This is a genomic window from Thioalkalivibrio sp. ALJ2 (assembly GCF_000378325.1).
Taxonomy (GTDB): domain Bacteria; phylum Pseudomonadota; class Gammaproteobacteria; order Ectothiorhodospirales; family Ectothiorhodospiraceae; genus Thioalkalivibrio.
Window position 1 is genome coordinate 121,118 of sequence record NZ_KB899554.1, and the last position, 13,461, is coordinate 134,578.

A 13,461-nucleotide genomic window follows, 5' to 3' on the forward strand; every position below is an offset into this window, starting at 1 on the left:
CGGTTTCAGTCGTGTTCGGAGAGTTGCGCGCGGGCGGTCTCGACATCGAGTGCGATCTGCGCGCACAGGGCGTCCAGCCCCTCGAAGCGCTGTTCGCCGCGGACCCGCGCGATCGGTTCGAAGCACACGGCCTCGCCGTAGAGGTCGGGGCTGCCCTCAAGCACATGCGCCTCCAGACGCTGCTCGGTGCCCGCCACCGTCGGACGCCAGCCAATATTGGCGACCGCCGGCAGGGCCTCGCCCGAGGCACGGCGCAGCCAGCCGGAGTAGACCCCGCGCAGCGCCAGAGGCCAGGGCCCCATGCGCAGGTTCGCGGTGGGGAAACCGATCGTGCGGCCGCGCTTGTCGCCATGTGCGACCCGCCCGTGCAACCGGTAGGGCCGCCCCAGCAGTTCGGCCATGCGCGCGAAGTCGCCGTCCAGCGCCGCCGCGCGTACCCGGGTGCTGCTGATCCGGCCCTCGGCATCCGCGACCGTCGGGGTGCCCTCGACACTGAAGCCGAGGCGCTCGCCCTCGCGGCGCAGCAGGGCCTGGTCCCCCTCGCGGCCGCGGCCGAAGCGAAAGTCGTCCCCAACGAGTACATGCTGCGCGCCGAGGCGCTGGTGCAGCACCTCCTCGATGAAGGCGGTCGCCGACAGGCCGGCCAGTTTCGCATCGAAGCGCAGGATCCAGACGGCCTCGAGCGCGGTATCCCCCAGCGTGATCAGGCGGTCGCGCAGGCGCTGCAGGCGCCCGGGCGGGTCCGGGGCCTCGGGCCGGCTGCCGAAGTACTCGCGCGGCAGCGGCTCGAAGGTCATCAGGACTGACGGCGCCTGGCGATCCTGCGCCGCCTCGAGCAGGCGCCCCAGAACAGCCTGATGGCCACGATGCAGACCATCAAAGTTGCCAATGGTCACCACCGCGCCATGCACGGCCGCTGCCGTGGAAGCCCTGCTGTCGGACGGCCCCAGGCCGCGAATCAGCCGCATCGCCCCGATCCCGAGCAAAACCGCAAGTATAACCCGCCAGGCAAAGTCCCGGCATCATTCGCTCGCCTCCCGTAACAGGAAGTGTCGGGGCCGAAGCCCTGCGGCCAGCAGCGTCAGGACCAGCGCACTGGCCCCGGCCATGATCAGGCCGGTCAGTGCGAACAGGCGCGTGCTCACCGTCCAGTCCGTCCACTGCCCGAATGACGGCGAGAGAACAGCCAGCACCAGCACCATCACCCCGAGCGCGACGGGCAGCCCCGCACGCAGACGCCTCAACGCGGGCCCCGGCTGATAGATCCCCTCGCGGATCAACCCGCGATAGAGCAGACCCGCATTGATGTAGGCGGAGGCCGAGGTAGCCAGCGCCAGTCCGGCGTGCGCGCCCGGGATACCGGACAGGTACCAGGGCAGCACAAATGCACCGTTGAGGACGATGTTGGCGAGCATCGCGATGATCGCGATCTTCACCGGGGTCTTGGTGTCCTGGCGGGCGAAGAACCCCGGGGCGAGCACCTTGATCAGGATGAAGCCCGGCAGACCCAGCGCATACGCGGCCAGTGCCATCGCGGCCATGTAGGTGTCCCACTGGGTAAAGGCCTGATACTGGATCAAGGTGGCCAGGATCGGGACGGCGAGCACGATCAGGCCGACCATCGAGGGCAGGGCCACCAGCATCGCCAGGCGCAGCGCCCAGTCCAGCGTGCGCCCGAACGCGGCCGGATCGGCCTGGTTGTACTGCCGCGCCAGGCGCGGAAGGATCACGGTACCGATCGCGATGCCGAACAGCGCGAGCGGCAGCTCCACGAAGCGGTCGCCGAAATACAGCCAGGAGATCGAGCCGGCCACCAGGAACGAGGCCACCAGGGTGTCCACCAGCAGGTTGATCTGCACGACCGAGGTCCCGAGGATGGCCGGCAGCATCAACTTGACGATGCGCCGCACCCCCTCGTGTGCACGACGGAAACGCGGCCGCGGCAACAGCCCCGCGCGCAAAAGGAACGGGATCTGGAAGGCGAGCTGCAAGGCACCCGCGATGAACACGCCCCAGGCCAGCGCGACGATCGGCTCCGCGAACCTCGGCGCCAGCCACAGTGCGGCGACAATCAGCGCCAGGTTCAGGAACACCGGGGTAAAGGCGGGGACCGCGAAGCGCCCGATGCTGTTCAGGATCCCCGCAGCCATCGCGGTCAGCGATATAAACAGCAGGTAGGGGAAGGTGATGCGAAGCATCTGCCCGGCGAGATCCTGGCGCCCCTCTTCCTGCGTGGCGAGCCCCGGGGCGAACACCCAGATGAGCAGCGGCGCGGCCAGGATGCCGATCAGCGTGACCACCGAAACCACAGCCATCAGCGTGCCGGCGGTGTGATCCAGCAAGTCGCGCAGGGCCTCGCGACCGCGCTTCTCGCGAAACTCCGCGAACACCGGTACAAAGGCCTGGTTGAACGCGCCTTCCGCGAACAGCCGGCGCAGGAAGTTGGGGATGCGGAAGGCGACGAAGAAGGCGTCGGTCGCGGCCCCGGCGCCGAAGGTAACCGCCAGCACCATGTCGCGCAGATAGCCCATGATCCGCGAGATCATGGTCATGCCACTGACAACGGCGGTGGAGCGGAACAGGCGGTTCATCGCGGGCAGCGCGGGTCCATGCACAAAGGCCGGCAGTGTACTGCACATCGAATACGCCCGGCCGTGCGCAGCGTTCAAAAGGGCGTGCGCCGGCCCTGTTTGGGAGTTATTCGACGCCTCGCAATAACGGAAACGCAGACACAAAAAAGGCCGCCCGGAGGCGACCTTTCCTGGACGACCCGCGAGGGGTCGTCAGCCTTGGGAAGTGCGCCTTACAGGGCGGTCACTTCACCGGCGGCCAGGCCCTTGGCGGTTTCCTGGATTTCGAAGGAGACCTTCTGGCCTTCGGCCAGGGTCTTGAAACCCGAACCGCTGATCGCGGAGAAGTGCACAAACACGTCCTTGCCGCCATCATCGGGGGTGATGAAACCGAAACCCTTGCTCTCGTTGAACCACTTAACAACACCAGTATTCACAACTTGTAACCTCTTAAATGTAACTAACAAATGTGGTCGCGGGATGCTGCCAACAGATCAACGGGAGCACTGGTTCAGAAACTAGAAACTTCCTAGTGTTGCCGTTCATCCGCAGACCACGATCACGACTATACGCCTGCATTCCGGCAAAAGCCAACCACCCTCCGAGAAATTTACGTGACATTCAGGAGGTTCGGCTGGAATACCTCCTGCCAGGGAGACGCTGACTGAACCGCGCGCACGGCGTTGCGGCTACCTCAGTCCAGCTGCCGGATGTCCACAAAACTCCCGCGCGTCGTCTGGCGCAGGCGCGGCAGCACCGCCAGCACGGCCTCGGCGGCCTTCTCCGGCGTTGGCATGGTCTCGGTGCCACGCGCTGCCTTCAACCGCTGGAGCACCGGGAAGGCTTCGCGGTCGGCCTCATCGCATAGATAGTCCTGCATCGCGGTGTCGATCAGCCCGGGGGCCAGAGCGTTGATCGCGGTGTCCTCGGGAAACTCGTGGACGTACAACTGCATCATCATGTTCAGCGCGGCCTTGGACAGCGAGTAGCCGCTCCAGCCCGCGTGGCCCGACACCGAGGCCCCGGACGAGATTGCCACGATCTGCCCCACGCGCACGTTGCGACGCAGCAGGGCGTCCAGAATGATCTTGTTGGCGAACGTGTTCACATCCATCAGCAGGCGCAGCTCGTCCATCGAGGCGTCCTGCATGCGCTGCATATGGCCGAGCAACCCGGCGTTCAGGATCACCAGATCCAGCTCGTCGACCCCTTCGAGCAGACGCTCCATCGCAGCGGCGGTGGCATCGAAATCGGACAGATCCGCTCGCTCGTCAGCCGCCACACCCGATTCCGGACATCCCCTGCGGCTCATCCCGCGCACGCTCGCGCCGCGCTGCATCAGGACACGCGTCAGGCCAAGACCAAAACCACTGGAATTACCGGTGATCAGGGCGGATCGAATGGGGTTGGTCTCGTTCATGCTCCCGTCTCCTCGAATACGCTGCAGGGCCGTCCCGTGTGGATGCCGACGGGACCGAAAACGGCCCGAAGATTACCAGCAGTATTCGGCCTCGACGAGGTTGCCGCGGCCAACGTGCCGCACGCGGGTGCAGAGCCGGTGCACGAGATTCAGGCCGCGGCCCCACAGCCGCTCGGCCCCCGCGCCCTCGATCGCGGCGCGAACGGCCTCGTGGTCGAAGCCCGCACCGCTGTCGCGGACGCGGATACGCATGCAGTGGGCATCGCCCCGCCGACGATAATGCAGCGAAATCCCGATCCGGCCACGCGGGCAGGCCAGGCCCTCGCTGCGGGCACGGTAATAGGCCTCGAAGCCCTCCACGGTGGTCTTCATCGAGGAATCCAGGCCCAGCACACCATGCTCGAACGCGTTGTTGCACAACTCCGCGATCACCGTATGCAGGGCTTCGGCGTGTTCGCCCAGATCCGGGAACCAGTGCCGCAACTGGTTCCGGGCCTCCTGGGTCAGGTCGGCCCGAGCGAGCTGTGGACCGCCGAGCTCGAGCGACCAGCGCAGGTTTCCGGTGTTCTCGGCACCCGTTGTGACCGGGCTGTCGAGCAGAACCTCCGAGGTACAAGGGATGCAGACGAGGGTCATGTCGTCATCCGGCGTGGTGCCCTCGGCATGCCGCTGCACGACACCCCAGACGGTGTCGTATATCGAATCGGCGCGCTGGCCGCAGCAGGCCCGGTCGAGGGCCTCGTCACCCAGCGCCTCGCCCGCGGCATTCACCGCCTCGATCACCCCGTCGCTGCTGGCGATGATGGTGTCGTCCGGCCCGACAGCATGTTCCTCTGGCAGCAGCCCGCGCTCCAGACGCGGCAGGATCCCGAGCGGCATGGCCTGAGAGGCCACGTGGCGCACCTCCCGAGCGGAACAAATACGCACATCCGGCATGCCTCCATTCCAGATGCGCGCCTGGCGTCCATCCGGGCTGAAGCCGATCAGCACCGCCCCCATGAACATGGTCGGAGGCAGAAAGGTATGCAGGGTGTGGTTCAGCTGATGGATCAGCTCGGCGTCTGCGGCGCCCTCCCGGGTCAGGGTGTGAAAGGTCTCGCTGACCGGATAGGCGCCGATCGCGGCCGACAGCCCGTGGCCGGTGAAATCCCCGAGCAGGACGCGCAGACTGCCCTCCGGGGTGTAGTCCGACAGCACGACGTCACCGCTGAAGGTGGCCGCGGACAGGTGGCCAACCCCCAGGCGCTCGTGCCCGCGATTGCGGCGTGTAATGGCCCGCGAGAACAGGCTTTCGGCGGTCTCCTCTTCCCAGGCCTGACGCGCCGAAGCGCGTAGCAGCTGGTCGTTGCGGCTTCGCAGGTCGGCCTGCAGATCGCGCAGGCGCTCCATGGCGTGGATCTTGGCCTTGAGTACGGAAAGATTGAGTGGCTTGGCAAGAAAGTCGTCGCCCCCGGCGGCGATGGCCCGCAGCAGCGTGTGCTCGTCGTCCAGGGCCGTCAGGAAGATGACCGGGACAAACCGCCCGTCGCAGTCGGCCTTGATGCGGCGAGTCGCCTCCAGGCCATCCATCTCCGGCATCATCACGTCCATCAAGATCAGATCCGGTGGATCGTCCCGACAGATCGCGATGGCCTCGAGGCCATTCTCCGCCTCTACGGTGGCATAGCCGCAGCCTTCCAGCATCATGTGCAGCAGACGGCGATTGTGCTTGTCATCATCGACAACCAGCACGCGGCCCTCGCCGCTGAGGGGATCTTCAGCCGCCTCCTGCCGCGAGAATGCGTCGGAGGCGTACGTCACTGGATGGTGAACAGGCGGCCGAAGTTTGCGATATCCAGCACCTTGCGCACGCCCTCGGACGGGCCGGCAATCGTTACTTCGGCAAACTCGCCCCCGGCGTGTTCGCGCAGCAGGAGCAGCATTCCAAGGGCGGAGCTGTCCATATATTCCGTCTGCGAAAGGTCGACTACGTAGCGAATACCCGTGCCGGGCGTATTACGATAGGCCGCGCGGAATTCCTGATGGGACTCGAAATCGAAACGGCCGCGGACGCGAATGCGAACTTCCTTGCCGTCGGCGCTGGAGTGGGATTCGATACTCATGCGTTCCTCGCTGTTGGTTGTCGGGGAATGGGTCTTCGACGGTTCAGAACAGTTCCACCTCGCCGGCACTCAGCCCTTCCTGGCTGACTGCACGGTGATGCGTGTTCTGTCGCTCCTCGCGCCATGCCCGCACGCGCCCGGCCATCGCATGGGCATCGTCGGTGGCTCGCGCCTCCTGCAGGATGCCCTGCAACTCGTGCAGGTGGGCAAGGGCATCCTCGGCCGTGCCGAGAGACTGCCGGGCGATATCCTCGAACTGCAATGAGCGCACGGCGGTGGCCACCGCCTGGTGCATGCGCTCGCTGAGTTCCGCCTCCTCCTGCATGCGCGTGTCCAGCTCGTCGGTGGCACGCTGCACGTAGCCGAACAGCTCCTGGATGCGCTCCTTCTCCTCCAGGCTCTGGTTCATGTCGCGCGAGGCCATGTCGTGGACAGTGCCCGTCACCTTGGCGATCGCCTCACGGGCGGCATCGATCTGGCCGCGAATGTCCTCGTGGAAGGTCGCCGAACGCTGCGACAGGGCGCGCACCTCGTCGGCGACGACGGAAAACCCGCGCCCGGCCTCGCCGGCCCGCGCCGCCTCGATGCTGGCATTCAGCGCGAGCAGATTGGTCTGGCCGGCGATCGCCCCGGCCGAGTCGAGCAGCTTGAACACCCCGTCCATGTGCTGGCCCATGTCTTCCATGTGGTGCGCACTCTCGACACTCTGGCGCGAGATCTCCACCAGGGTGTCAATGAACATCTGCAGGGTCTCGTCGGAGCGCCGCGTAAGCTCCGCGATGATCTGGGTCTGGCTCATGCCTTCGTCGCCACCTTCCGCCTGCAGGTTGCTGTTCATCAGCTGCATCTGGCGCTCGGTGATCTGGTGCATGCTGGCAAAACTGTCGTTGAGGTCCCCGACCGCATCCGCGATCAGTCCCTTTTGTCGCGTCAGTTCTTCTTCCAGCTGCCCGAGCTCGAACTGCATGGCCTGATCGAGCTCCTCCGAGAATTCGGCGCCCCCGGTCACGCGGGGAGCATGGGAGTCAGTCCCCGATGGTTCACCGGAAGTCGCGGCCTCGCGCAGGCCAAAGCCAACGACGAGGAGCCCAGCCAGCACCAGGGGCAGCACCATCAGCGCGGCCTGGCCAGGATGTCCGCTGGCCGCGATCGCGAGGGCCAGAAGGAACAATACGCCGACCAGGGCCAACGCCAGCCCCCGCAGCGTGCCACTACGCACAATCCAGTCCTTGAGAGTTTGCATGACGACCTCCTGTTCAGATGCCCGTTCGGGCGGATTCGCGGTGGTCGCGGATCAGGGCGGCGGCGATACGGTTCAGTGGCAATACCTGCACGGCTGCATCCCGCTTCACGGCCTCCCCGGGCATGCCCCAGACGAGGCTGGTGGCCTCGTCCTGGGCAACGGTGTGGGCGCCCGCCTCGCGCAGGGCCAGCAGACCCTCGGCGCCATCATCCCCCATTCCGGTCAGCAGGGCGGCGACCACGTTGGCCCCCGCCTGTTCGGCGGCCGAGCGGAACAGCACATCCACACTCGGCCGGTGCCGGTTGACCGGCGCCGAGGTGTCGAGGCGGCAGACATAGCGGGCACCGTCGCGAGCAAGGCGCAGATGGTAGTCGGTGCCCGGGGCGACATAGGCGTGACCGGACATCACGACATCGCCATCGGCGGCCTCCTTCACGCTGAGCGCGGTGTTGCGGTCCATGCGCTCGGCGAAGGCCTTGCTGAAGCCCGCCGGGATATGCTGGGTAATCAGGATGCCGGGGGCGTCCGGCGGCAGCGCGGTCAGGACCTCGCGCAGGGCCTCGGTGCCCCCGGTAGAGGCCCCCAGCACGATGACCCGATCCGTGGTCTTCAGGCGACCGCCCACGGCGGCCAGCCGCTGCGGGGCTGGCGTGGCGGCACTGCGGGCCTGCAGGCGCATCCGCGCGGCCGCGCGCACCTTCTCGGCCAGCACGTCGCTGTAGGCCTGCAGCTCGTGCGACACATCGACCTTCGGCTTGGTGACAAAGTCCACCGCGCCAATCTCCAGCGCCTCCAGGGTCACCTCGGCCCCGGCCTCGGTCAGCGAGGAGACCATCACCACCGGCATCGGGCGCAAGCGCATCAGGTTGCGCAGGAAGGTGATGCCATCCATCTTCGGCATCTCCACGTCCAGGGTCAGCACGCCCGGTTCCAGCTGCTTGATCTTCTCGCGGGCATCATAGGGGTCAGTCGCGGCACCCACGACCTCGATCCCGTCCTGCGCGCCGAGGATCTCGGTCAGCAGCTTGCGGATCAGGGCCGAGTCATCGACGACCAGGACGCGAACGGGCTTGGCGGTGGCGGGCATCTAGAACAGCTCCACGTCGCCCCGCAGGGGATCGTCCTGCAGCCGGCGGCGGTAGTCCTGCTCGCGCTCGAGCAGGGTGTTGTTGTGCAGGGACACGAGCTTCTTGATGCGCACGCGCCCGGTGGCGGGGAAGAACACGACCTTGCGCGGCCAGTGTCCGCCGACGTCCTCGGCGACCAGGTCCAGGTTCTCCTCGCGCAGGAAGCGGCGCAGGAAGGTGATGTTGCCGGCGCCGACATCGGTCATCCCGGCCATTACGCGGCCGCCGCCGAACATCTTTACGCGCAGGTCGGTTCGCTCCGCGCCCAGCTTCAGCAGTTCGTTGATCAGGAACTCCATCGCATGGGTGCCGTAGCGCGTGGCATTGGAGACCGCCGGTCCCCAACCGCTGTCACGGGCGCCGTCCGGCAGCATGAAGTGGTTCATGCCGCCAACGCCGGCCGTGGGCGACCACACGCAGGCGGACACGCAGGAGCCCAGCACCGTGGTGATCAGTTCGGTCGGCGAGACCGATACGTAGCACTCCCCCGGCAGCAGCTTCGCGGCCGGGCAGGCGTGCACCCGGTCCCAGTAGCGGTTGATGTGCGCGAAGGCCCCATCGTGCAGCTGCGGCAGGGCGGACATCAGGCCGCTCTCCGGTACAGCGTCTGCTCCAGCAGCCGGAAGTCCTCGGTCACGCGGAACAGCGACTCGGAATGCCCGATGAACAGGTAGCCCTCCGGGCGCAGCAGGCGCGCAAAGCGTTCCACCAGCTGCTTCTGCGTCGGCTTGTCGAAATAGATCAGCGTGTTGCGGCAGAAGATCACGTCCAGCGGGCCCTTCATGGGCCACGGGTCGAACAGGTTCAGCTGGCGGAAGTTCAGCATGGCGCGCAGCTCGTCGCGGATCTTGACCCGGCCCTCGTTGGCGCCGGTCCCGCGCAGCAGCCAGCGCTTCTGGCGCGCCTGCGGGATGCCGGTGACGCGCTTGGCGTCATACACCCCGGCATCGGCATGGGCGACCACGCGCGAGTCGATATCGGTGGCGAGGATGCGCACATCCTCCGGCGACGGCAGGGCCTCGGCCAGCGTCATCGCGATGGAGTAGGGCTCCTCGCCGGTGGAGCATCCGGCCGACCAGACCTTAAGCGGGCCGGTCGGGTTAGCCCGCCGGAGCTCCTCCAGCACCGGACCGCCCAGCATCTCGAAGTGGTGCGGTTCGCGGAAGAACGCGGTCAGGTTGGTCGTCAGCGCATTGATGAACTCCTCCAGCTCGCCCTCGTCGCCGCCCTCGACCCGGTCCAGGTAGGTGTCGAAGGCATCCAGGCCGAGCACGCGCAGCCGCCGCGAGAGCCGGCTGAAGACCAGCTCCTTCTTGCTCTCGTTGAGCATGATCCCGGTGCGTTCCTGCGTCAGGCGCGCCACGCGCCGGAAGTCGCGTTCGCTCAGGCGATCGGAGGCGGCCATCTAGCATCGAGCCCCCATCCTCAGAACTCCTCCCATTCTTCGGAGGCCTCCTGGCGCGACGGGGCCGGGGTCGGGCGCTTGCTGCCGGCGTTGCCACTGGCAGAGGCCGGCCGCTTCAGCGCAGAGGCGCCGCTCTGGGCGCGGGCGCCCGCCGGGGCCGAACGGGCACTCGGTTGCCTCATAGCCTGCCCGGCGGCCGCGGCCTGCTCGCCCTTGAAGAAGCTCATCAGGTCCAACAGCTCGCGCGACTGGTCGTCCAGCGATTCGCTGGCGGCCGCGGCCTCCTCGACCAGGGCGGCGTTCTGCTGGGTGACCTCGTCGAGCTGGGTCACGGCCTTGTTGATCTCGTCGAGGCCGGTGGACTGCTCCTCGCTGGCCGCGGCGATCTCGGCGATGATGTCGGAAACCTTCTTCACCGAGTCGACGATGTCCTCCAGGGCCTTGCCGGAGTTGTCGACCAGCTTGCTGCCCTCGCCGATGCGCTCCACCGAGTCGTTGATCAGGGTCTTGATCTCCTTGGCGGCCTGAGCGCTGCGCTGCGCCAGGTTGCGTACCTCGGTGGCGACCACCGCGAAGCCGCGGCCCTGTTCGCCGGCCCGCGCCGCCTCGACCGCCGCGTTCAGTGCCAGCAGGTTGGTCTGGAACGCGATCTCGTCGATCACGCCGATGATGTCGGCGATCTTCTTCGAGGACTGGTTGATCTCGCCCATCGCGGTCACGGCCTTGTCGACCACCTCGCCGCCTTCCTGGGCCTTGTCGCGGGCGGCGCTGGCGAGCTGATTGGCTTGCTTTGCGTTGTCCGCGTTGGACTTGACCGTGGAGGTCATCTCTTCCATTGACGAGGCGGTCTCCTCCAGCGAGGAGGCCTGTTCCTCGGTGCGCTGGGACAGGTCGGTATTGCCCTGGGCGATCTCGGCCGAGGCCGAGCGCACGTTGCCGGCGCCCTCGAGGATCTGCCCGACCAGCTGGTCGAGGTTCTCCAGCGAGGTGTGGATGGCGTCGCGGAACTCGGCGAATTCGCCCCGGAACTCGCCTTGCATGCGCACGCTCAGATCGCCCTCGGCCATGGCCTGCATCACCCGCGAGCCCTCGCGCACCGGCGGGACGACGGCGTCGAGCAGCTCGTTCAGGCTCTCGGCGATACTTTGGGTGAATCCGCTGTAGCGCTCGGTCTCCAGGCGTTCGCCCAGATTGCCGCTCGCCGCGTCGCGGATCAGGGCATCGATCTCGGCCTCGGCGGTCCGCATCTCCGTGACATCCCGCCACTCCAGCATGTTGCCGGCATAATTGCCTTCGTCGTCGATGATCGCGGTCGCGTTAATCCAGAAGCGCAGGTCGCCCAGGCTGATTTCGGTTTCGTACGGCAGCCTGGACGGGTCCTTAAGGATCGAATGCTGATGCGACGGAACCGAGTGAAACTGGTCGATGGACTGACCGACCAGGTTGTGGGGGTTGAAGCCCGGGAAGGCCTGGGTGAAGGCCGCAAGATGCTTCTGGAACATGGCCGTCAGCGATGTGTTGGCGAAGGTGATGGTCATGTTCTCGTCGCACATCATGAGCGGGGTGGTCGCGCCATCAATCGCGGCCTTGAAGCGTGCGCGCTCGCGCTCCAGCGTGTTGACCTCGGTGATGTCCTGCCACTCGACCATGTTGCCGATAATCTGACCGCTGTCGTCCGTGACGCCGGAGGCCAGCAGCCTGAACTCGATGCCGCCGACCTCGATCTCCGCGGTGTAAGGCAGCATGGCGGGGTTGCTCAGGATCACGCGCTGGTGCGACGGATCCTTGTGGAACTGGTCGATGGACTGGCCGATCAGGTTTTCCGGATCGAAGTTCGGAAATACCCGGCGGATTGCATCGCGCCGCTCGCGCAGGAAGGACAGCACGGACGGGTTGGCATAGATGATGTTCATGTCCGCGTCGCACATCATCACGGCCATCTTCGAGCCTTCGCAGGCGGCCTGCATGAAGCGGTTGTCCATCAGTTCGTCCGGGGCAGTGCCGGCGACGTTCGGTTTCGGATTGGCGGCCATTGCTGTGTCCTCGCTTGGCGTGTTCGTCTGTCGCGCAGCCGGTTTCCGGCGGCGCGTGGATTGGCGTGTCTTCTGTGTCGGAACCGCTTCCGGGCCGGGTTCGGGCGCGGCAGTCGCGACCTCGGTGGCGCTGTCGTCGTGACTCGCGTCGGACGCCGCGTCAGCGGTGTCCATCCAGCCCAGCGGGTCGGTGCCCAGCTTGTTGCGCTTGCGTGTGGTCATGGTCCGTTCTCCCCGGCTCAGGCGTGTGCCGCCGGTGGGCGGGTCGTCGGTTGTGCCCCGGCGGCGACCAGGTCGGCGGCCAGCTGCTGGAAATCCCTGGCCGCGCGATGGCGCGGCTGGTACTCGAAGATCGTCTGCCCGAAGCTCGGGCTCTCGGCCAGCACCACCGTTTCGCGGATGGTGGTGGGCAGCAGGGCAGCGGCGAAGTGTTCGCGTATGCGCTCGCGCACCTCGCGGGCGTGACGGCGCTGCTCGACAAAGCGCGACAGCACGATCCACTTGGTGCGCGCCCGGCCCAGGCGCTGTTCGATGCCCTGCAGGATGCGCATCAGCCGCGACAGCCCGTTCAAGGCCAGGAAGTCGCCGGCGACCGGGATCAGCAATTCGTCGGCGGCAATGATCGCGTTCATCCCCAGCAACCCGGCCGAGGGCGGGCAGTCGATCAATACGAAATCGAACGGTTCCGGCAAATCGTCGAGCGCACGCTTGAGGCGCCAGCCCCGCTCGGCCCCTCCCGCGTTCAGGTTTTCCACCTCCTGCAGCTGCTCCCCGGCGGCGACGATCTGCAGGCCGTTGCCGGCCTCGCTGAAAGCGTCCGCCAGGCGCGCCCCGCCGTGCAGGACGCGGTCCAGCCCGGCGGGGTCCTCCAGGCCGAAGGCCATGGACAGGTGACCCTGCGGATCGGCGTCGATCGCCAGCACGCGATACCCGGCCAGCGCCAGGGCATGCGACAGGTTCAGGGTCACGGTCGTCTTGCCGACCCCGCCCTTCTGGTTGATCACCGCGATCGTCCGCATCGTCCTTGTCGGGCCGGCCTCAGGCCGTAGCCCCCGCTTCGATGGCATCGGCGCTGGCGATCAGGCCGGCGCCGAGCAGGGTGTCGATATCCAGCATCAGGATCATCTTTTCGTCCAGCGTCGCCAGGCCACGCACGAAGTCGACTCCGATACGGGTGTTGAAGTCCGGCGCCGGCTGCAGGTCCTCGGCGCCGACGTTGTAGACCTCGGAGACGGCGTCGACCACCACCCCCATCACGCGCTCGCGGTCCTCGTTGATCGCGCGCAGCATGATCACCACGGTGGTGGGACCGTAGTCCAGCGGTTCCATGCCGAAACGCAGGCGCAGGTCGATGATCGGAACGATCATTCCGCGCACGTTGATCACGCCACGGATATAGTCGGGCGTGTTCGGCAGGGGTGTGGGGCGTTCCCAGCCCTTGATCTCCTGCACCCGCAGGATGTCCACGCCGTATTCCTCCTCGGCGAGGATGAAGGTCAGGTACTGGTCTTCGCCGGCCGTGGCCGGGTCGTGGATGGACTGGGTTGCGTCGTTCGCCATG

The 13,461-nt window shown here is 66.8% G+C and carries 13 protein-coding genes; all 13 read right to left on the minus strand.

The window, feature by feature from the left end; translation table 11 throughout:
- Positions 1-5: 5 nt before the first annotated feature.
- On the minus strand, positions 6-968 hold the full coding sequence (locus F468_RS0100545) for a bifunctional riboflavin kinase/FAD synthetase (RefSeq protein ID WP_018175044.1): 963 nt from the start codon (positions 966-968) through the stop codon (positions 6-8).
- 54 nt (positions 969-1,022) lie between these two features.
- A complete protein-coding gene (murJ, locus tag F468_RS0100550; protein WP_026296475.1) occupies positions 1,023-2,591 on the minus strand; it encodes a murein biosynthesis integral membrane protein MurJ in 1,569 nt (522 codons plus the stop codon).
- 212 nt (positions 2,592-2,803) lie between these two features.
- Positions 2,804-3,007 carry a cold-shock protein gene (locus F468_RS0100555; RefSeq protein WP_012983920.1) on the minus strand — a complete coding sequence of 68 codons (204 nt, stop codon included), beginning with the start codon at positions 3,005-3,007 and terminating at the stop codon, positions 2,804-2,806.
- A gap of 257 nt (positions 3,008-3,264) precedes the next feature.
- The gene (locus F468_RS0100560; RefSeq protein ID WP_018994423.1) at positions 3,265-3,990 is read right to left on the minus strand and encodes an SDR family NAD(P)-dependent oxidoreductase; all 726 of its coding nucleotides are present in this window, start codon (positions 3,988-3,990) and stop codon (positions 3,265-3,267) included.
- 72 nt (positions 3,991-4,062) lie between these two features.
- Positions 4,063-5,790 carry a SpoIIE family protein phosphatase gene (locus F468_RS0100565; protein WP_018994424.1) on the minus strand — a complete coding sequence of 576 codons (1,728 nt, stop codon included), beginning with the start codon at positions 5,788-5,790 and terminating at the stop codon, positions 4,063-4,065.
- Complete coding sequence (locus F468_RS0100570) at positions 5,787-6,092, minus strand: STAS domain-containing protein (RefSeq protein ID WP_018139555.1); 306 nt, start codon at positions 6,090-6,092, stop codon at positions 5,787-5,789. The genes F468_RS0100565 and F468_RS0100570 overlap by 4 nt, the downstream gene beginning before the upstream one ends.
- Positions 6,093-6,135: 43 nt before the next feature.
- Positions 6,136-7,335, minus strand: a complete 1,200-nt coding sequence (locus F468_RS0100575) for a methyl-accepting chemotaxis protein (RefSeq protein WP_018994425.1) — start codon at positions 7,333-7,335, stop codon at positions 6,136-6,138.
- A gap of 13 nt (positions 7,336-7,348) precedes the next feature.
- Positions 7,349-8,422, minus strand: a complete 1,074-nt coding sequence (locus F468_RS0100580) for a chemotaxis response regulator protein-glutamate methylesterase (RefSeq protein WP_018994426.1) — start codon at positions 8,420-8,422, stop codon at positions 7,349-7,351.
- On the minus strand, positions 8,423-9,046 hold the full coding sequence (cheD, locus tag F468_RS0100585; protein ID WP_018139558.1) for a chemoreceptor glutamine deamidase CheD: 624 nt from the start codon (positions 9,044-9,046) through the stop codon (positions 8,423-8,425).
- Positions 9,046-9,867, minus strand: coding sequence for a protein-glutamate O-methyltransferase CheR (locus F468_RS0100590; protein ID WP_018139559.1), 822 nt, complete (start codon positions 9,865-9,867; stop codon positions 9,046-9,048). The genes cheD and F468_RS0100590 overlap by 1 nt, the downstream gene beginning before the upstream one ends.
- A gap of 20 nt (positions 9,868-9,887) precedes the next feature.
- Entirely contained in the window at positions 9,888-12,122 is a 2,235-nt protein-coding gene (locus tag F468_RS0100595; RefSeq protein ID WP_018994427.1) for a methyl-accepting chemotaxis protein, read from the minus strand.
- A gap of 17 nt (positions 12,123-12,139) precedes the next feature.
- Positions 12,140-12,919: a ParA family protein gene (locus tag F468_RS0100600; RefSeq protein WP_018994428.1), complete on the minus strand. Its 780-nt coding sequence runs from the start codon at positions 12,917-12,919 to the stop codon at positions 12,140-12,142.
- 19 nt (positions 12,920-12,938) lie between these two features.
- Positions 12,939-13,460 (minus strand): chemotaxis protein CheW, encoded by a 522-nt coding sequence (locus tag F468_RS0100605; RefSeq protein WP_018139562.1) that lies wholly within the window; start codon positions 13,458-13,460, stop codon positions 12,939-12,941.
- Position 13,461 lies beyond the last annotated feature (1 nt).